The sequence below is a fragment of the Pseudoalteromonas sp. 2CM41L genome (assembly GCF_023161905.1).
Taxonomy (GTDB): domain Bacteria; phylum Pseudomonadota; class Gammaproteobacteria; order Enterobacterales; family Alteromonadaceae; genus Pseudoalteromonas; species Pseudoalteromonas atlantica.
Window position 1 is genome coordinate 55,935 of record NZ_JALNTN010000008.1, and the last position, 20,755, is coordinate 76,689.

Annotated in this window: 18 protein-coding genes and 1 tRNA gene; 8 read left to right on the top strand and 11 right to left on the bottom strand. The window is 39.5% G+C overall.

What is annotated here, in order from left to right:
• The first annotated feature begins 60 nt into the window (after positions 1 to 60).
• Positions 61 to 1,191 carry a class Ia ribonucleoside-diphosphate reductase subunit beta gene (gene nrdB, locus MTF64_RS11345; RefSeq protein ID WP_248451438.1) on the top strand — a complete coding sequence of 377 codons (1,131 nt, stop codon included), beginning with the start codon at positions 61 to 63 and terminating at the stop codon, positions 1,189 to 1,191.
• The gene (yfaE, locus tag MTF64_RS11350) at positions 1,191 to 1,463 is read left to right on the top strand and encodes a class I ribonucleotide reductase maintenance protein YfaE (RefSeq protein ID WP_248451440.1); all 273 of its coding nucleotides are present in this window, start codon (positions 1,191 to 1,193) and stop codon (positions 1,461 to 1,463) included. Before nrdB ends, yfaE begins: the two co-directional genes overlap by 1 nt.
• Before the next feature lie 2 nt (positions 1,464 to 1,465).
• Here the strand turns inward: yfaE and MTF64_RS11355 are convergent, their stop codons facing one another.
• Together MTF64_RS11355 and MTF64_RS11360 are read right to left on the bottom strand one after the other, a co-directional pair.
• A complete protein-coding gene (locus MTF64_RS11355) occupies positions 1,466 to 2,068 on the bottom strand; it encodes a DUF1287 domain-containing protein (RefSeq protein ID WP_248451442.1) in 603 nt (200 codons plus the stop codon).
• 27 nt (positions 2,069 to 2,095) lie between these two features.
• Positions 2,096 to 2,569, bottom strand: coding sequence for a hypothetical protein (locus MTF64_RS11360; protein ID WP_096041805.1), 474 nt, complete (start codon positions 2,567 to 2,569; stop codon positions 2,096 to 2,098).
• A gap of 359 nt (positions 2,570 to 2,928) precedes the next feature.
• On the opposite strand from MTF64_RS11360, the gene MTF64_RS11365 reads away from it, so the two are divergent.
• Complete coding sequence (locus MTF64_RS11365) at positions 2,929 to 3,339, top strand: hypothetical protein (protein ID WP_096042564.1); 411 nt, start codon at positions 2,929 to 2,931, stop codon at positions 3,337 to 3,339.
• Positions 3,340 to 5,022: 1,683 nt separating this feature from the next.
• Here the strand turns inward: MTF64_RS11365 and MTF64_RS11370 are convergent.
• Positions 5,023 to 5,451, bottom strand: coding sequence for a tetratricopeptide repeat protein (locus tag MTF64_RS11370; protein WP_248451443.1), 429 nt, complete (start codon positions 5,449 to 5,451; stop codon positions 5,023 to 5,025).
• Between the two features lie 212 nt (positions 5,452 to 5,663).
• Between MTF64_RS11370 and MTF64_RS11375 the strand changes: the two genes are divergently transcribed.
• Positions 5,664 to 6,053: a YkgJ family cysteine cluster protein gene (locus MTF64_RS11375; RefSeq protein ID WP_248451446.1), complete on the top strand. Its 390-nt coding sequence runs from the start codon at positions 5,664 to 5,666 to the stop codon at positions 6,051 to 6,053.
• Positions 6,054 to 6,177: 124 nt separating this feature from the next.
• A complete protein-coding gene (locus MTF64_RS11380; protein WP_248451447.1) occupies positions 6,178 to 8,559 on the top strand; it encodes a TonB-dependent receptor in 2,382 nt (793 codons plus the stop codon).
• Positions 8,560 to 8,829: 270 nt separating this feature from the next.
• On the opposite strand, the gene MTF64_RS11385 is transcribed toward MTF64_RS11380, so the two are convergent.
• The 7 genes from MTF64_RS11385 to MTF64_RS11415 form a co-directional block, all read right to left on the bottom strand.
• Entirely contained in the window at positions 8,830 to 9,450 is a 621-nt protein-coding gene (locus tag MTF64_RS11385; RefSeq protein WP_004587856.1) for an FKBP-type peptidyl-prolyl cis-trans isomerase, read from the bottom strand.
• Between the two features lie 69 nt (positions 9,451 to 9,519).
• The gene (locus MTF64_RS11390; RefSeq protein ID WP_029772511.1) at positions 9,520 to 9,906 is read right to left on the bottom strand and encodes a hypothetical protein; all 387 of its coding nucleotides are present in this window, start codon (positions 9,904 to 9,906) and stop codon (positions 9,520 to 9,522) included.
• A gap of 53 nt (positions 9,907 to 9,959) precedes the next feature.
• A tRNA-Ser gene (locus tag MTF64_RS11395) sits at positions 9,960 to 10,050 on the bottom strand.
• 128 nt (positions 10,051 to 10,178) lie between these two features.
• On the bottom strand, positions 10,179 to 10,556 hold the full coding sequence (locus MTF64_RS11400; protein ID WP_024034084.1) for a hypothetical protein: 378 nt from the start codon (positions 10,554 to 10,556) through the stop codon (positions 10,179 to 10,181).
• A 204-nt stretch (positions 10,557 to 10,760) separates the two neighbouring features.
• Positions 10,761 to 11,309: an NAD(P)H nitroreductase gene (locus tag MTF64_RS11405; protein ID WP_004587853.1), complete on the bottom strand. Its 549-nt coding sequence runs from the start codon at positions 11,307 to 11,309 to the stop codon at positions 10,761 to 10,763.
• A 242-nt stretch (positions 11,310 to 11,551) separates the two neighbouring features.
• Positions 11,552 to 12,235, bottom strand: a complete 684-nt coding sequence (locus MTF64_RS11410; RefSeq protein WP_248451449.1) for a DoxX family protein — start codon at positions 12,233 to 12,235, stop codon at positions 11,552 to 11,554.
• Between the two features lie 90 nt (positions 12,236 to 12,325).
• Positions 12,326 to 14,287 carry an NADPH-dependent 2,4-dienoyl-CoA reductase gene (locus MTF64_RS11415; protein ID WP_248451451.1) on the bottom strand — a complete coding sequence of 654 codons (1,962 nt, stop codon included), beginning with the start codon at positions 14,285 to 14,287 and terminating at the stop codon, positions 12,326 to 12,328.
• 219 nt (positions 14,288 to 14,506) lie between these two features.
• Between MTF64_RS11415 and sppA the strand changes: the two genes are divergently transcribed.
• Positions 14,507 to 16,372 carry a signal peptide peptidase SppA gene (gene sppA / locus MTF64_RS11420; RefSeq protein WP_248451453.1) on the top strand — a complete coding sequence of 622 codons (1,866 nt, stop codon included), beginning with the start codon at positions 14,507 to 14,509 and terminating at the stop codon, positions 16,370 to 16,372.
• Positions 16,373 to 16,454: 82 nt separating this feature from the next.
• A complete protein-coding gene (gene ansA, locus MTF64_RS11425) occupies positions 16,455 to 17,465 on the top strand; it encodes an asparaginase (protein WP_024034079.1) in 1,011 nt (336 codons plus the stop codon).
• Between the two features lie 66 nt (positions 17,466 to 17,531).
• Here ansA and gndA read toward each other — a convergent pair whose 3' ends face one another.
• Entirely contained in the window at positions 17,532 to 18,905 is a 1,374-nt protein-coding gene (gene gndA / locus MTF64_RS11430; protein WP_024034078.1) for an NADP-dependent phosphogluconate dehydrogenase, read from the bottom strand.
• 384 nt (positions 18,906 to 19,289) lie between these two features.
• On the opposite strand from gndA, the gene pyk reads away from it, so the two are divergent.
• Positions 19,290 to 20,726, top strand: coding sequence for a pyruvate kinase (pyk, locus tag MTF64_RS11435; RefSeq protein ID WP_004587847.1), 1,437 nt, complete (start codon positions 19,290 to 19,292; stop codon positions 20,724 to 20,726).
• Positions 20,727 to 20,755 lie beyond the last annotated feature (29 nt).

Genomic DNA, 20,755 nt, shown 5'->3' on the forward strand with positions numbered 1-20,755 from the left:
AGCGGGCTCTTTGCCCGCTTTGTCCTGATAGTTTTAGTGATAGTTTTTTGAGTGATAGACATGTCTTATACTACTTTTAGTCGTAACCACAATGATCAAATGCAAGAGCCAATGTTTTTTGGCCAAACCGTTAACGTTTCGCGTTACGATCAACAAAAATACCCTATTTTTGAAAAATTGATTGAAAAGCAACTTTCGTTTTTTTGGCGTCCAGAAGAAGTAGACGTAAGTAAAGACCGTTTAGACTTTCAAGCATTGCCAGAGCACGAAAAGCACATATTTTTAAGTAACTTAAAATATCAAACGCTGCTTGATAGTGTACAAGGCCGCTCGCCAAACGTTGCCCTACTCCCTATTGTGTCTATTCCTGAGCTAGAAACATGGATAGAAACATGGGCATTTAGTGAAACTATTCACAGTCGCTCTTACACCCACATTATTCGTAACGTTACACAGTCACCAGAACTTATTTTTGATGACATAGTAAGTAACGAAAAAATTAGCGAACGTGCTGATGCGGTAACCACCTACTACGATGATTTAATCAATGGCGTGTCGCTTTATAACCTGTATGGCGAAGGCAAGCACGAAATTAACGGTCAAACCGTTGTGATTAGCTTATTTGATCTTAAAAAGAAACTTTACCTTGCCATGATGTCGGTAAATATTCTTGAAGCCATTCGTTTTTATGTCAGCTTTGCGTGTTCGTTTGCCTTTGCTGAGCGTGAATTAATGGAAGGTAACGCTAAAATCATCAAGCTAATCGCACGTGATGAAGCGCTTCACCTATCGGGTACGCAGCATATTTTAAACATTATGCAAGATGGTAAAGATGACCCTGAAATGGCGATTGTTGCCGCGCAGTGCCGTGAAGAAGCCATTAGAATGTTTGTTGAAGCCGCAGAGCAAGAAAAAGAATGGGCAGAGTACTTATTCAAAGATGGCTCTATGATTGGTTTAAACAAACACATTTTATGTCAGTATGTTGAATACATCACCAACGCACGTATGACCGCCATTGGCCTACCTGCGCAATTTGAAAACAACAGTAACCCAATTCCATGGATCAACTCATGGCTTGTCTCTGACAACGTGCAAGTTGCACCGCAAGAAGCTGAAATTAGCTCATACCTTGTAGGTCAAATTGACTCACAAGTAGATGCCTCAGAATTTGGTGACTTTGATTTATAATGAGTGACAAACCCACTGCAAGTATAACGCTTGCAGATAACAGCCAGTGTATAGAATTTAGCACTGGCTGCCCTTCTGTTTTACATTGCTTAGAAAACCAAAAAATAGACGTAGCGTATCAATGCCGCGAAGGCTATTGTGGCGCGTGCAGAGCCACGTTAGTCTCAGGCCAAGTTCTCTATAACGAAGAGCCTTTAGCGTTTGTACGCGAGGGAGAAATACTGCTGTGTTGCTGTAAGCCAAACGGTAATATAAGTATTAATTTAAAATAAATTTACTGCGTTTTATTCAAATGCTGTGGTTCAAACCGGTAGTGCCCTGTGATTTTATAATCAAAAAGCATATCGGTTTTTTCTGCCCCACGCCCAATGTTATGTACAATTAATGGATTGCCAGTTTGTACTGAACGCTCATTAACTACCATACCTATATGTGGCAGGTTACCCGGTAACATCCAAGTCACTATATCACCTGTTTTATAATCTTCAGGGCTATCAGATAACACTAACGCACGACCCTGTCTTTTAAAGTAGGTTTGTAAGTTAGGCACTCTTCGGTGGTCTATATTTTTATCAGGCTTATTTAAACCCCAAATACGTTTAGATGGATACAGTGTAAAGTTATTTTGCATGTCTTCATGCACGAGTTTCTGTAAATCGATGCCTAACTTTCTGTAACTTCTAATTATTACATCGGTGCACACACCTACATTCTCAGGTACATCACCACCAGGATAGCCAATAGAGCGATAAGACCCATCGTAGGTAACGTTATGTGTTGTTCTTTCAAGTAATGCAGCCACAATATCGTCATCAAACGATTCCGCATAGGCATTTACACTAAGTAAGCTCAGTAAAAAAACAGTAAAGCGTGTCATATGCAATCCTTTGAAAATGTTAATTAACTACAACGCTTGAACCACGTGTTCAGGCACGTTTATTTTATTGCCATTATTTGTAAAGTGCTTATCAAGACCATACGCCATTACTTCAAGTGGCGCAGCTGCATAACCAACCTGCTGAATTTCGGTTAAGTAACGTAACATAAAAGCCTCGGCGCCAAGTTCACTCCATTGGGCTACGTGAACAAGTTCATGAAAATGTACAGCTAAATTATCAGCTACGTAAGGAAGCATGTAATAAGTGTTTTTGTATGTAGTACCTGCGGCATCCATGTCAATAAAATCGTCTAATCCCATTTCACGCAAAAAAGGAAAGTTAGGTTTGGGTATTTCATCGACAATAACGTAAAAGGCATTTTTTAAAAATTCGACAGGATAAAACCCTGCAAACTCACTAGCAAATTTCTCACAACTAATTCTTTGGGTTTTATATTTAATATTTGTTGCATCAATCCATTGTTCTATTTGTTCGAGCACGTCCTTTCTCCAAAATATTAACTTAACATTGTATAAGTGTTGTAAGCCAACAACTCAATTGTAACAAAAGTAAATTAACGAATCTCTTTTTTAAAATTTAAAAATGTTAATCACTCTTCGGTTTAATTTAAAGACAGCGCGTATTTGCCATGTACAGGAAGTAAGCACATAAAATAGACGTGATTTACCTTAAAACCAAACTCTATGCTAATAATTTCAACATAGAAAAATAAACAGTTCCTAGATAGTTAGACGTCTTCTTTATACTTAAAAAACTGTTATTATTTGTAACTAAAATCGTAGCTAAAACACTTATGTATAAATTTAACCTTACATACGTGAATTTGAGTATTAACACAATGCGTTTATGTGCAAGCCTTTTACTAATTTTACTTTCTGGTACAGCTAATGCTGAAAATATAAAACCCTTTACATCAGATGGGTGTAGCTCATTCCCTGATGGGACCATACAGCATAAAAAGCTCTGGTTAGCGTGCTGCACAGCGCATGACTATGCCTATTGGCAAGGTGGTACGTACGAGGAACGATTAAAAGCAGATAAAGTATTACAGCAGTGTGTTGCTGATGTAGGCGAGATACATATAGCTAATCTCATGCTTGCTGGGGTACGTATTGGTGGAAGCCCTTTTATACCAACCACGTTTAGGTGGGGCTATGGCTGGTCTTATCCTAGGTTATATCAAGCATTAACAGCAGATGAGGTTGAGCAAATCACTGCTTTAAAAACTGAGTTAACTAAATCTGACTAAGGTCTTGTTGTAAAAAACTGACTATAAAAATAATATCAAAAGGAATTGAATCACTGTGCTTATACTACTGAACGTCGTTTTAATTTTATTTCCAACAGTAATATCTTACTTTATTGCGCGTAATTACGCTAAAACCGCGAAATCAACAAATAAAGGAGCCTATATTAGAGCAGTGCTTTGGCCTAGTGTTTTTTCGTGGACAATTTTTGCTGCTTTTGGGCACGGTGCAATCATCTTTCCCCTACCCTCAATACTCGCCGCAGTATTATATTTTTGTTTTTATGGCGAACGAGACGTCTATTATAACCCCCATGTTTTACTAAGCCCAACTATTCCAATAGCGGTTTATTTAATAAGTTATTTCAAGTGCAAAAAAACTGCCAATAAAGAGCTGACGCCCTAACCTACTGCATACTTGATAGTACGTTCTAAAATCACACATACTATTACTGTATTCCTATTAGTTATAATAACGTGAACACTATTAACTGAATATAATTGTGTAAATAACAGGTCTGGTAAATTAATAAAGCGTCATTACCAAAAATAACGAGTTTACTTATGCACCCAGATATACAAAAAAACTTTAAAATAAAACCTGCTCACATCATTTCATTCATTGTGTTGTTACTAGTTTCTATGTCTACACTAACCGCCAAAGTGTATGCCGCTGATGCTGTATGGCCTTCAAAAACCACTTACAAATATGCAAATGTAAATGGTAAAAAAAATCGTCTATCGAGAAGCTGGTACACAACATAAACAAACTATTATTTTATTACATGGTTATCCATCATCGTCACATAGCTACCGTGAACTAATTCCTCTTTGTCTGGGCGCTACCACGTAATAGCGCCTGATTATTTAGGTTCTGGTTATAACGCACGCTCAAACCCAGAAACTCAAAAATATACTTTTGATTTTCTGGCTCAATACTTGAAGAGTTACTAACAACGCTTAAAGTAAGGCGCTACGGCCTATATATACAAGACTTTGGAGCACCTGTGGGCTTTAGCATGTTGTTAAGTAACCCAATTAGACTTGATGCACTTATTGTACAAAATGGCAATGCGTATTTAGAAGGGCTAACCCTACCGAGGCAAGCGTTTTTTAAAACCGCGAATGAGCAGAAAACACAAGCTCAGAGGGATAAATTTATTCATTCACGTCTAATAAAGCCATTATAAATAAGCAATATTTATGATACGTACAAAGTAACCCAGAAGTGACGAGCCCAGATAGCTGGACTCACGTTCTTCACTTTTTACAAACCAAATCCGATAGAGTAATTCAAGTACAATTGCTACAAGATTACTACAACAACCTTCTCGACTATCCAAAATGGCAAGCTTATTTACGCAATTACCAACCCCCAACGTTAATTGTATGAGGTAAAAACGACCCTGCGTTTATAGCCGCAGGCGCTAAAGCATACTTAAAAGATGTACCGAACGCTGAACTACATTTACTCGATTCAGGACACTTTAGTGTTAAAGAAAAACCAGTAGAAATTGCAAAGTACATTGTCGATTTTATGAATAAGCTAGCTCAATAGTAAGCCTTTTCTTTTGGTTTAGTATTTATAGCGAACATAAAAAAGCACTGAGGGTATAAACCATCAGCGCTTTATTAAGCTTAAGCCAAATCCACAAGAATCACATTTAATATGGATAAGTTATGTATTTAGCCTTCTTCTTCAATAAGTGACTCTAGTAGGTCGTGTATTTCGGCTTTAAGCGCTTTATCTTCAATTTTATTAGCGCTTACCTTGGCATTTTTTAGGCTTTTAATCGCTTCGTTTGTTTGTCCAAGCTCTATTTGTAGAGTGGCCATTGAATAAGCAACCGACGACATATGATCTTTATTATTGATTGCAACCGACTTCTGTAGCGCTTTTTCATATGTGGTAATTGCCTCTTCAAGTTCTTCGGTAAAGTCAGCTAAGGTTTCCCACTGTACAGGGTGATCTTTTGAAGTATTCTCGTTTTCTTCACAAATAGCTTTGAGCCTAGAAAATAATAATTCAAACCTTTTACGGTCGTTTCTATTTGCAGCTTCCATCAGTTGCTCTGCTAAATCATGTACTGCTTTATATACTTTGGTGTTCATCATCAGGAACTATCCTTAACTGGTCACTAAACTAACTATTTAGAGGCGTCCTAATCTTATTAGAACGGCTAATTATTTAGGTGTAATAATACATTATTAATAGATAGCGGGTTGGAATTAAAAGTGTGGTTTTAAAATTATATATAAAAAAGTAATCCACGTTAGTTACAGTGATACACTGAGAAACAAATGGACACCTAATATACTGGCTAAAAATGAAAGAGTGCAACCAATGCGGTAAATGCTGTATTAAATACGGTGGGGGCGATTTAAGTGCAACCGTACAAGAAATTGAAATGTGGGCACTTTTTAACCCAGAGATTTATCAATATGTTAAAGATGATGAAATTTGGTTTGATCCAAAAACGCAATTGCGACTCTCCATTTGCCCCTTTTTAGAAATAGCGCCCAAAAAAGAGCCCTCTCATAAAACAATGTATACCTGTAGCATTTACCTAGATAGGCCAGAAGATTGCCGCCATTATCCAAGCCTAGTGTCAGAAATGATACGTGATGAATGCGAAATGATAGAACCTATCGATGTAAAAAACCAAACTAGAGCACAACATAAGCTTAATATAATTATGCTTGATAGCCGCTCTTAAACAACTTATCTTATTTGCGTGTTTATTCATCGAAAAACATTAAGCTATAGTATAACATTGTTGATAAGTCAAAAACGCAGTGTTATATTATATCACAACATAGTAACCGCGAACCTTTAAGATAATGACAAAGTTAACATTAATTTCCTCTGCAGTTTTTTCTGTTTTATGTTCTCATTCAGCACTTGCTGCTACCGTTACCGGTAAAATAACAGACGATAAAAACCAACCTATTGAAAACGCAGCTGTACACGTACATGGTAAAGACCAAGGTGTAAAAACCAACGCACAGGGCGAGTTTTCTATTGATGTAGACTCTCAAAGTCAATTGCATGTAAGTAAAGACAACTTTATAGACTCTCGTATTGCGGTAAATGAAAACTCAAACAATGTGACGGTGTCGCTTACCCCTACCTCGGTAGAAACCGTTGTTGTATATGCCTCTGCACTGCATAAAAATAGCTTAGAAATGATTTCGCCGGTGAGCGTTTTATCAGGTGATGAGCTTAAAAACAAATCAAAAGCGACCCTTGGCGAAACACTAAAGGGCTTACCAGGTGTTAATGCCAGTTACTTTGGTCCGGTATCATCAAGCCCTATTATCCGTGGTTTAGATGGCCCTCGCGTTAAAATTACCCAAAACGGTTTAGATGCCAGCGATGCATCACGCATTGGCCCTGACCATGCAACCTCAAGCGACAGCTTAGCAGCGGAACAAATTGAAGTATTGCGCGGTCCAAGCACCCTACTTTATGGCTCAGGTGCAATAGGTGGTGTGGTAAATGTGGTTGATAACCGTATTCCAACGAGCAATTTAGATGATTTAACCGGTGCTGCTGAATACAGCCATGACACGGTTTCTAACTCAAATACCGTGGCTGCAAAACTAGAAACAGGAAATGACGGATTTAACTTTCATTTTGATGGGACTAAACGCAGCGGCGATGACTATGAAACGCCTACATTTAACATTACAGATGAAGATGGTGATGTTGAAACTCATAACTCTGTAGAAAACACTTTTATTGATAGCGACACATTTAATGTGGGTACGAGTTATGTGGGCGATCATTTAACGGTTGGCTTTTCTTACGGTAGCATTGAAACCGATTACGGTATTCCTGGGCATGAGCATCATGATCATGACCATGAAGGTGAAACCGAAGAAGAACACGATGAGCACGCAGATGAAGAGGAAGAAGAGTCTGTTTATGCACATCTAGAGCAAGATCGTTGGCAAGGCCTTATAAGCTATGCGCTCGATAACAACTGGATTGAAAATATTAATCTTCGTGTTGGCTACACTGATTACAAACACAGTGAAATTGAAGACGGTGAAATTGGCACCACCTTTAAAAATGAAACAACCGAAGCACGCTTAAATGTAGAGCACAAGTTAGCGCAGTGGCACGGTATGATGGGCTATCATTATAGCGAATCGGACTACGACGCAATTGGCGAAGAAGCATTTACTCCTGCAAGTGTGACCACTACACATGCGTTATATCTACTTGAAGAACGTGAATTTGGTGATGTTACACTAGAGCTTGGTGCGCGTATTGAAGATTATGAAATAACAAGCACAATTACCGACAGCGAGCACGCACATGATCACGATGAAGAAGAAGATCATGACGAAGGCGAAGAAGAAAGCATTGCATACAGCGAAAGCTTTACTAATGTAAGCGCCTCTGCCGGTGCTATTTGGCAATACACACCAGGGCAAAGCGTAGCACTTAGCTTATCTCACTCTGAGCGTGCGCCCCTTTCTGCTGAGCTTTTATCAAACGGATTACACATTGCTACAGGTACTTACGAGCTAGGCCTTGGCTATCATATTGAAGATAACGAGGTTCACTTTGAGCCAGAAGACATTAAACAAGAAAAATCGACCAATTTAGATTTTAGCTTTAGACGTTTTAGCGGTGACTTTGGTTACACAGTTAACTTTTTCTATAACGATATTAAAAACTTTTATTATCAACAAAACACTGGATTAGTTTATGACGAAGAAGATGGTTTAGAGTCTGCAATTGGCGCTCACGATGATGCGGTTGCCGTATATCAGTTTGCCAGTAAAGATGCTGAACTCTATGGTGTAGAATTTGATGTACACTATCAAATTGACCCTAATGCCATGGTTAAAGTATTTGGTGATTCAACACGCGCTAAGCTAAAAGACGACGAAGGTAACTTGCCGCGCATACCAGCAAATAAATTAGGATCTGAATTACAATACAATGTAGGCGATTTACAACTAACACTCACAGGTACGCACTACTTTGAGCAAGATAATATTAGCGCCTATGAAACTAAAACCGATGGCTACACAATTGTTGATGCTCAAGCTAATTATCAGTTAAGTTTAGGCGCTATAGATACGCAGTTATACTTAAATATAGATAACATTACAGACGAACTTGGCTTTGTTCACAGCTCGTTTATAAAAGATAAAGCCCCACTACCAGGTAGAAACTTCCGCTTTGGTATTAGAGGTTATTTTTAATAACGCTTTGGCATTTATTTAGTTACTTTTAAAGCCGCATTTTATATGCGGTTTTTTTATGCCTACTCATTTAATTAACTAGGTTATTTACTTGTTGTAATAGGCCTTTGTAGCGCAGGTAGCAACACGTTTATCTATCCCTAAAATAACTCACTTAATTATGCGGATTGGCCTAAATTCTTAACGTTTTATAGCTTGGTATAAAACCACAAGACACAAAAAAGCCGCGGTCAAGACCACGGCTTTTTAAATACTGACTTAATAACTAAATTAAGAAAGGATTTCGTGTAGCTCAACGTCAAATACAAGCGTTGAGAAAGGTGCAATTGCAGCACCTGCACCACGTTCACCATAAGCAAGCTCATGAGGAACGTAAATACGCCATTTAGTGCCAACTGGCATCATTTGTAAAGCTTCAGTCCAACCTTTGATCACGCCACCTACTGGGAATTCAGCTGGTTGACCGCGCTCGTAAGAGCTATCAAATACTGTACCGTTAATTAATGTACCGTGGTAATCAACACGTACTGTAGACTCAGCAGTTGGCTTTTCGCCTTCGCCTGTTGCTAGTACTTCGTATTGTAAACCAGACTCGGTAACAGTGATTTCAGGACGCTTAGCGTTTTCTTCTAAGAATGCAATACCTTCAGCAGAAAGTACTTTTGCTTCTTCTTCACGACGCGCTTGGATCTCTTCGTTAATTTTTTCAAATGCAGCTTGGATCTCAGGGATCTCAACTTGAAAAGCGCTACCAGCGTACGCATCTTTCATGCCTTCAAATACTGAATTTAGGTTTAAGCCTTCAAAAGGGTTAGACTTAAGTTGCTCACCCATTTGTAAGCCAATACCGTAACTTGCTTTTTCAGCATCTGTAGTAAAATTATCTGACATAATGTGTTTTTCACGTTTTGTTAGTTAAAAGACGCGTACATGCTAACATAAAATAAAACCGGTTTGGGGCTAGTTTTTACTGTGTTTTACCTTAATTTTGCCAACTATGTAGCTACAAAGGGGTAAACTGAATAAAAATCCAACAAGCAATGGCCACGCTAGTAAACCGCCACTGCCAAACAGCACCAATGGCACTAATACTAAACCAACTAAAGCAATAAAAGCTGCGCCAATGACAGGCCAATGTGTATCGTACTTAGTAATAAGATGCGCAGTTAATACGTTAAAGCCAATGCCATACACAAAGGCGGTGATAAGCGTTGCGTCTGGTTGTGCATCTGCTGCCATTTTTATTAATAAATTAATCGCGCTTTGATAACAGTAGCCAAATACAATCCACAGTAGTACATGCTTTACTAAGCGTTGCGATGTTGTAAGGTTTGCTTCTTTTGACATTTATTAAACTCCACAAAGCAAAAAACCGCCTATAAGGCGGTTTTTTTAAATAATGGTGGAGAGATAGGGATTTGAACCCTAGATAGGCTACAAACCTATGCCGGTTTTCAAGACCGGTGCATTCGACCACTCTGCCATCTCTCCGTACGGCGCGAATAATAGGGGGTATTGAGCAACTTGTAAAGACCTAAATGTAAATAATTAGCTAAAAACAGCATTTGGTTCAAAAAACCACCACAAATAGCTAAAAACCTACATTGCTCATTGCCCTATTAATAATATTGCTTTGGCCTACGTGCAATCCACGAACAAATTAAGCACAGTAATAAACTAAGTGCTAAAAATGTAACGCTTTGAAATATTAAATCAAAACGGTTTAAATCATCACTTGGTACAACCACAAATAAAAATGCAGGTAATACACTAAGCAATAACACATAAAAACAAATTTTAAAGGCCCGACCAAAATCAAACCTTTTAGACTGCTGCATCCACCAGGTTAATAAAACAAGCATTCCCATAGCAGAGCCAGCTATAAAATGTGCAGTATTCGTGCTCATTGCCACATAAAGTGTAATAAAAGCACCCACTATTCCCCAAATTGACCATGCCAGCCAATTCTCTTTTTCTTGTAAAAATAAATTTCCCATCGTTTTCGTCTTCTTTATCGTTATTTTTATTAAGACTTTCCATACTTTAACAAAAAACAACCGATTAAAAAACAAACTGAAGAAGAAAAAGTTAACCTATATTGCTTCCGTGCGCTTCTCACAGCTAAATCAAAAAAGGACGAGCCTAACAGCAGCAACCTTAATGCTATATGACTGCGCAGAACTGCAATAGTTCATTATTTATTATAAATAAGTGAAGTAATCATCTGGTTTATGCTTAGCTGCCTTTTTGCACTCAATCTCTGGGGTGCCTAAATATAAATACCCAACAATTTCATCTTGTTCGTCTAAATTAAGGGCATTTTTGACTGCTGTGCTTTGTGCAAAATACCCTGTACGCCATACACCACCTAAACCTTGTGCAAATGCGGCTTGTTGCATGGCAAGTACACTGCAACCGGCGCTTTGTACTTGCTCAATACGCGGCACTTTTGGATGGGCTTGATATTTAGCAATAGCAATAATGATCATCGGTGCGCGCAGCACAAGCTCTTTTGCGCGTTTAATCACTTTTTCTTCTTGCTGCTCAGCAACGGCGCTTTGATGGTATATCTCACCTAATTTATGGCGGGCATCACCTTGAACGACAATAAACTGCCAAGGCGCAATGCATCCGTGATCAGGCACCCGTAACGCGGCTTGCTTTATTATATCGAGCTGCTCTGAATTTGGCCCTGGGGCGGTTAATTTAGCGTCAGATTGGCGGGTTAGTAAAAGCTCAATAGCATCCATAGCGTACTCTCATAATTCAAAACGTTAGAGTACCATTTATGCCTTTAAAAAATAAACTCTGCGTAATTATCAATTTTATTAAAACCCTCATTATTCTCTCGTATTAAAGCGCCCTTACTGCGTAAACAATATTCATATACCACTGTATAAATCCGAGAGAGGCGCTATGCGTTTAACACACGTTACAAACAAAAAGGGCGTATAAAAAATATTTATACGCCCTTTTTAAACCAATTTGTTTGCTACTCTTTTACTACTGCACGCCTTAACCAATAATCAACACTAACATAGCGACCGCCACCTACAAAAAACAAGCTAAGTAACATGGCAAAATAAAAAGCAGAAAATTCAATACCGTTATTTATTATGGAAGGTTTACCTTTTTCATATAAGTAATCAGTAAATCCGTGCTCTTCAACTATGCCCCTAATTTTACCTATACGTTCTTGTACTTCTAGTGAGTTTTCTAGGCTTTCTTTAGCCCCTGGAATTGATAACCAATCAAGTACTTGAGCTGAACTGGTTGTAGGGTTTGATGGCGCTATAGCAAACCAACCATTATGCCAATGCACAGTTGTTGCTGCCACCACCATTGTAAACATCAGCGGAATGCTTACTAAGCGGGTAAATAGCCCAAAGAGTAAAAACCACCCACCTAAAAATTCACTCCAGCCTGCTAAAAAGGCAAGTAAGTCTGGAAATGGTAAACCTAAACCCCATTCACTATTGCCAAACCATTGCACAACGCTTGCATCAGCAAGAAAATAGCTAAAAAAGCCGTCGGTTTCTCCACTTAGGGCTAATTTATTAAAGCCCGCAATAATCATTACGGGGGCTAAAATTAAGCGAAAAAGTAACGCAGGTAATCCGTCGGCATACGATAGATTACCCATGATTTTATTATACAAACGAAATAATTTACTCATGTGTGGCCTGCTTTGTCAGTGTTTTAAGTTATGGACTCTATACACACAAGACCTGAGGGCACTGTAAATTATTTCATTTTATTAACACTGTTAAATGGCTCTGGCCACTTGAAGCGCTTCAAAAATTGCACGCTTTGCATCAATTGCTGCTGCTAATTTAGCACCACCAATAACATGTACCTTTGCATTTTCGCGGTGTTGCTCAAGCACTTCATTATTAGAAACCTGCCCTATACACGCAATAACCGTATCAACCGGCAGTACTTGTTTTTCTCCGGCAACAGTAACTGTAAGGCCATTTTTATCAAAACTGTGGTACTGGCAATCAGCAATTTGTTTAACACCATGTTGCTTAGCAACTTGACGATGTATCCAGCCTGTGGTTTTTCCAAGCCCGCTACCAAAGCGCCCTGCACTGCGTTTTAGCATGTATAATTGTCGCTCATCTTTGTGCGGCTCTGCCTCGCACTCAATACCCCACTGCTTTTTAAACTCAGGAATAGATTGCGATTTATGCTCACTTAAAAAAGCAACCATATCAAAGCCAATACCGCCGGCACCTAAAATGGCTATTGATTTGCCCAGTTCGACCTCACCGCGTATAACTTCATCATAAGCAAATACACGCTTAGAGTCTGCGCATTCAATTGCAGCTTCACGCGGGCGTACACCTGTGGCAAATACGATGTCATCGTATTTTTGTAACATTGCATCATCGTAGGCTTTACCAAGTTCTACATTTACGTTGAGCCTTTCAAGTTCATTAGTAAAGTAGCTAAGCGTATGATTAAAGTCTTCTTTACCTGGAATTTGCATAGCTAGATTAAATTGGCCACCCATTTGTGTTTTTCGATCGATAAGCGTTACTGTATGCCCTTTTTCAGCCAAATAACAACTTGCCGAAAGCCCAGCAGGGCCCGCGCCAACAACTAATACATTTTTAGCTTTAGAAGCTTTATCTAACGGGTAATCAAGTTCAAAGGCGGCTTGTGGATTAACTAAACAGGTTGCACGTTTATTTTTAAAAACGTGGTCTAAACAGCCTTGGTTACAGCCAATACAAATATTTATTTGTTTAGTTTGCTGATTTTGATATTTGTTAAAAAACTCCGGATCGGCCAATAAAGGGCGCGCCATTGAAATTAAATCGGCTTCATTATCATTAAGGATTTGGTTGGCTATATCCGGCGTGTTAATACGGTTTACAGCTATAACAGGTACATTCACCACTGACTTTAATCGTTTTGAAGCTTCTTTAAATGCTCCAGGAGGCACCATACTGGCAATTGTCGGCACGCGTGCTTCATGCCACCCAATGCCAGTATTAAAAATATCCACACCGGCCTGCTCAAGTGCTTTTGCCTGAATAGTGACTTCATCAGGGGTTGAGCCATTCGGGATTAGGTCCATAACAGATAATCTAAAAATAATTAAAAACGTATCTGATACTTTAGCCCTAACGGCTTTAACTATTTCAAGCGCTAATCGCATTCTATTTTCTAGGCTACCACCAAATTCGTCATCGCGCTTATTGGTGTGTGGCGCCATAAATTCATTAATTAAGTAACCTTCAGAGCCCATTACTTCAACACCATCGTAACCTGCTTTTTCTGCCATATAGGCAGAGTGCGCAAAGTCTTTAATGGTTTTTTTAATCGAGCCTAGCGACATTTGTTTAGGTTTGTATGGATTTATAGGCGCTTGAATAGCGCTCGGGGCTTGGTTAAACGGATGATAAGCGTATCGACCAGCATGTAAAAGCTGCAAACATATTTTTCCGCCATGTTTATGAACGGCGCCTGTGTATGCACGGTGTTTAAATACATCATAATAGCTGTTAAATGATGAAGAAATAGGCGTTAATTTACCGCGCAAGTTAGGGCTGTAGCCCCCGGTAATGATCATGGCCGTGCCGCCTTTAGCACGCGCCTCGTAAAAAGCGCTTAACCTTTTGCGGTTGTGCCAGCCCTCTTCAAGGCCTGTATGCATTGAGCCCATTACCAAGCGGTTTCGTAATTGTGTGTGTTTTAATTGTAATTGTTGTTCTAACATCCTGTGCCCCGTTAACTGGTCTAACCTGTATACATTAGCTAATTCTGCTTTAATGGCAAGTAATAAGCAATATGTGCCTGCATTTAATTAAAAATACTATTAAAAACGTATATTTATGTTACCTCATAAACACTTCGTTACGATTTAGCAGTTAAAATTATTTTTATTCTAGGCTAAGATGGAACTAATGTATTAGCTGTACCAAATTAAGGAGCTATTTTGATAGCAAAGGTATTTAGAGGTATTTGGGCTGGAATAAACTTTTCTCGTCGTTTAATACTCAACATTTTGTTTTTATTACTGGTTGTTGTATTTTTTATGTCGCTATCAAGCGATGACGATACAATAATAATAGAAGATGGCTCTGTACTTAGGCTTAATCTTAATGGGCCTATTGTGGAAGAAAAAACATATATAGACCCTGTCGAAGCAGCTATTAACGATGCTACGTCTAATTCAGAAGCACCTAGTGAAATTTTACTTGATGATGTAGTCAAAGTGATTGATGAAGCCACTAATGACGAGCGCATCAGCGTTATCTTACTAGATTTGCAAGAAATGCCGAAAGCCCACCTAAATAAGCTAAAGCGTATTACTAAATCGTTAGATGCCTTTAAGCAAGCGGGTAAAAAAGTGATTGCATCGGGCTACTATTACACTCAATCGCAATATTATATTGCATCCCATGCCGATGAAATTGCAATGCATCCTTATGGTTCGGTAGCCATCGAAGGCTATGGAATGTATCCACTGTACTTTAAAGAAGCACTAGAAAAACTTAAAGTAACGCAGCATATTTTCCGTGTCGGTACGTTTAAGTCGGCGGTAGAGCCGTTTATTCGTAACGATATGTCTGATGCTGCTAAAGAAGCAAACCGTGTTTGGCTTGGTGCATTATGGAGCGAATATAAGCAAGATGTTGCTGCGGTACGCCCATTTGATGAATCTAACTTTGACGAAACCATGGATGCTTACCTTGCTAAAATGAAGGCGGCAAATGGCGATGCAGGTAAATATGCACTTGACCATCAATGGGTCGACTCGCTTAAAACAACTCAGCAAATTCGCCAACAACTCATTGATTTAGTTGGCGCACAAGAAGACGGTAAAACATTTAAGCAAGTGTCTTTTCGTGAATACTTAAGCTTAGTTAAGCCCCCTATCGAATTTGAGAACCCAATTACAGAAAAAGTTGCTGTAGTTGTTGCTAAAGGTACGATTGTTGATGGTGAGCGCAAAGCAGGTGAAATTGGCGGCGACTCTACCGCAGCATTACTTCGCAAAGCACGCCTTGATGATAAAGTAAAAGCGGTTGTTTTACGTATTGATTCGGGTGGCGGAAGCATGTTTGCTTCTGAGGTTATTCGTGCTGAAGTATTAGCACTTAAAGCCGCAGGCAAACCTGTAATCGCATCAATGAGCTCAGTTGCCGCATCTGGCGGTTATTGGATTGCCTCAGCAGCTAACGAAATTTGGGCAGCACCAAGTACCATCACCGGCTCTATTGGTGTGTTTGGTACATTTATGACTTTTGAAGATACTTTATCTGAAATTGGTGTGTACTCAGATGGTGTTGCAACGTCAGAAATGGCTGGATTTTCTATTACTCGCCCGCTTAATGAAAAAATGGCGCAAGTTATTCAAATGAGTGTTGAAGAAGCTTATAGCCGCTTTATAGATGTGGTTGCTGATGCGCGCAATATGACACCAGAGCAAGTTGATAAAATTGCACAAGGGCGTGTGTGGATTGCTTCACAAGCACAAGAGCTTGGCCTAGTTGATAAGCTTGGTGATAAACAAGATGCGATTGATGCCGCAGCGGCGCTTGCAAAACTTAATCACTACGAAGTGAAAACAATTAAGCAAGACCTAAGCCCGCAAGAAAAAATGCTACAAGATATTTTTGGCAGTGCATCCGTTAAATCTATGCTTGGCTTAAATACAGATACAGCCTCTGTTTTAGCCACTCAAGCTAATATTAATACGGTGATAAAGCGCCTAAGTAGTGAAGTAGCTGATCTAAAAGATTATAACGATCCGCAAGGTGTATACGCACGTTGTTTAGAGTGTAGCGTTGCACAATAAAAGTGCACGTATTTACTCAAGCAGCTGTATTTAAAACAACTTAACGTTATACTAAGCCCAGTTTTTTTACTGGGCTTTTTTTATGAAACGTAAACGCATTTATATCGCATACACTGGCGGTACCATAGGTATGAAAAAATCGAGCCGTGGCTACATTCCGGCTGAAGGTTTTTTAACAGAAACAGTGGTTAATAACGCAGAATTTAACCGTGAAGAAATGCCCCTTTTTGATATTCACGAGTACTGCCCTTTAATCGATTCATCAGATATGTCGCCAGCGCATTGGCAACTAATAGCTGATGACATTAAAAGCAAATACCACGATTACGATGGTTTTGTGGTCCTTCATGGCACCGATACAATGGCTTACACAGCCTCTGCCCTGTCGTTCATGTTCGAAAACTTAACTAAACCCGTTATTGTTACTGGCTCGCAAATTCCTTTATCGCAATTACGCTCTGACGGCCAAGTTAACTTATTAAACGCCATGTTTTTAGCGGCTAATTACCCTATTGCTGAAGTGAGCTTATTTTTTAATAACCAATTATTTAGAGGTAACCGAGCCACGAAAGCACATGCCGATGGTTTTAATGCTTTTGCATCTCCTAACCTAGAGCCTTTAGCGTTATCTGGAATTAATATTCAGCTAATTAAAGGTCAGCTAAGCCCTTATGTAGAAAACGAACTACAGGTAACCACCATTACACCTCAGCCAATTGGTGTACTTTATTTATACCCAGGCATTAGTAAAGACGTGGTTAAAAGTTTGGTGAATGACAATATAAAAGCACTAGTATTGCTTAGCTTTGGCGTAGGTAATGCCCCACAAGACCCCGACTTTTTAGACGTGCTAAGTGAGGCAAGTAAACGCGGCATGGTTATTGTTAATTTAACGCAGTGTTTAAAAGGCCATGTAAATATGGGCGGTTACGCTACGGGTAACGCGTTATTAAATATTGGTGTAATAAGTGGCTACGATATGACACTAGAGGCGTGTTTAACAAAGCTGCATTATTTGTTTAGCCAAAACCTAGAAATTGAAACGATTCGCCATTTAATGCAAGACAACTTACGTGGTGAATTAAGCCGCTAATTTTAGTGACCAAAACGCAAAAGGCACGCTAAATAGCGTGCCTTTATTATTTTATAAACGCGTTAATTATCTTACTTTCGCGTCTATACCCACTAAATCAGTTAAGTGGCATACTTCACCTGAGTGAGTTTTAATACCATGCTCACCAAAGTAATCACGCTGAGCTTGTACTAAATGCCCATTACTTGGTGTGGTTAATGTTGCTAAATACGTTTGTGTTGATGCAAGTACAGGGAACGCTAAGCCAGTCATTACAGCTTGCCCAGTTACTTTGCGAAGCGCATTAGATTCATTTTCAAGCGTATCAATGTATTCTACGCCTTGCGCTACGCTATCTAGGTAGTCAGCACGAATAATACAACCGGCACGCCATGTTTGCAGCGTTTTAGACAAGTCTACTTTCCACTGATGGGTACGAGATGCCCCTTTAATTAACGCTAAACCTTGGCGATACGCTAATAAACTCGCCAATGTAAATGCATCTTTTAGCTCTTCAAGGTCAATATCAACCTTGTTTGTAGCTTTAGCAGCATACGTCATTTCTTGTGCAGCGGTGGTGTCACATACATTGGTTAAGTGGCGAGCTTGCACCGCGGCAACCAGTGAAGGAACAGCAATACCCAGTTCAAGTGCATTTTGCGCAGTCCACAGGCCTGTGCCTTTTGCGCCTACTTTATTATCAATTAAATCAACAAGCGGCTCTTGCTTGGTGTTTTCAAGAGATAAAATATGGCTAGAAATAGCAAGTAAGTAGCTATTTAAGTGACCGGTAGACCAGTCATCAAAAATTTCAGCCACTTCTTTTGGTGAGCGACCTGTGCCAATACGAAGTAGTTGATACACTTCAGCAATAAGCTGCATAATTGCGTATTCAATGCCGTTGTGAACCATTTTTACAAAATGGCCACTGGCCGATTGACCAACGCGTGCAAAACACGACTCGCCATTGTAGCTAGCGGCTACTTTTTCAAACCACGGTTCGATACGCTCCCAACCGCCTTCTGAGCCACTTGCCATCATTGCGGGACCATGACGAGCGCCTTCGGCACCGCCAGAAATACCCATGGTGGCAAATTCAAATTTGTTTTGATACTTAAGTTTACGATTAATGCCGTCTTTGTAGTTACTGTTACCACAATCTACAATCATATCGTTACACTGTACGCCAGCTTCAACAAGCTCATTACACACAGCATCAACCAGTTCGCCTGCAGGCACTAATAATAAAATAGAGCGAGGTGCTTCTAAACGCCTTACCATGTCTCCTAAATCAGAAACAATATGAAGTCTATCGGCCATGCCTTGCGATTTAGCACAACTTAATAACTCTTCACCCGCATGTGGATTTTTGTCATATGCGACTAACGTTATGCCTTTTTCAATCATGTTTAAGGCAATATTTTTGCCCATAACGCCTAACCCGACTAATGCAACTTGCATTTAGTGTCCTCCTCGGTAACAACTATTTGGTTAGTAAACTAAGTAATTCATTAAATAATACCGCGTGCATTATACTCATACCGTCATAAAATGCGAACGTTGAGCTAATACAGCATGCTTTTTTATTACGCTATTAAAAAGCACTGCAATTGTATCAAATATAAGGGCTGTGCGGTTACAAATACTCTGCGTATTTTGAATTTAAGATCATTGACGGATTTTGACACCGGTGTCATAATGATGACATATTCGTTTTGTATAAAATAGTGGCAATACTAACTAGTTTGCCTATAACTAAAAATGTTTATACATAAGTTATAAGTATTTTGAAGTCACAAAATAACCGTCAACCTGCTTACACATCTAAGCACACAGGAGAATTTGATGCTAAGACGCACAAAAATAGTCGCTACACTTGGGCCTGCAACAGATCGAGATAACAATCTAGAAAAAATTATTCGCGCTGGCGCTAATGTAGTACGTTTAAACTTCTCACATGGTGTTGCACAAGATCATAAAGACCGTGCACAAGCTGTACGCGAGATAGCCACAAAATTAGGTAAACATGTTGCTATCCTTGCAGACCTTCAAGGTCCTAAAATTCGTGTTTCAACGTTTAAAGAAGGTAAAGTAAACCTTGAAGTAGGCGCTAAATTCACCCTAGATGCAAAAATGGAAAAAGGTGAAGGCGACGTAAACGCGGTAGGTATTGATTACAAAGAACTACCACAAGATGTAAGCCCTGGCGATTTATTACTATTAAACGATGGCCTTATTCAACTAACCGTTGAGCAAGTAGAAGGTCACTTAGTGCACTGCTCGGTTACGGTAGGTGGTGTATTATCAAATAATAAAGGCATTAACCGTTTAGGCGGTGGTTTAACAGCCCCTGCGTTTACAGAAAAAGACAAAGAAGATTTAATCACTGCCGCTGAAATAGATGTTGATTACATTGCAGTATCATTCCCACGCAGTGGCGATGATATGCGTTATGTACGCTCTTTAGCAGAAGCTGCTGGCTCTAAAGCACAACTACTTGCAAAAATTGAACGTGCAGAAGCCGTAGAAACACAAGAAGCCGTAGATGACATTGTTTTAGCATCAGACGCTGTAATGGTTGCTCGTGGCGATTTAGGTGTTGAAATTGGTGATGCTGCGCTAATGGGTAAACAAAAACTCATTATTCGTCGCGCTCGTTCATTAAACCGTACTGTTGTAACCGCAACACAAATGATGGAATCGATGATCGATAACCCAATGCCAACACGCGCAGAAGTTATGGATGTGGCAAATGCAGTACTTGATGGTACTGACGCAGTTATGCTTTCAGCAGAAACCGCTGCCGGTGATTACCCTGAAGAAACAGTCGCTACAATGGCACGTGTTTGTTTAGGTGCAGAATCGCAAAAAGAAACCCATGTATCTAAGCACCGTTTAGACAGCCGTTTTTCTAACAATGCAGAATCTATCGCGCTTTCAGCTATGTACGCTGCTAACCACTTAGATTCGGTTAAAGCCATTGTTACCTTAACTGAGTCAGGTAGCACCGCTAAACTTATGTCGCGTATCAGCTCTGGTTTACCTATTTACTCGCTTTCACGCCATGCAAGCACGCTAGGCCAAACAGCGCTTTATCGTGGTGTTTACCCTGTGTTTTTTGATTCTACAAAAACTGAAAAAGACGGAATGGTTAAAGCCGCACTTGATACCCTTGTAGCACAAGGTTCATTACACTCTGGCGATACAGTAATTATTACTCACGGTGACTCAATGGAAACTGTGGGCGCAACTAACACAATGAAAATTGTAACTGTTGCGTAATTTCCGCCTTATATAAAAAATGCGAGCTA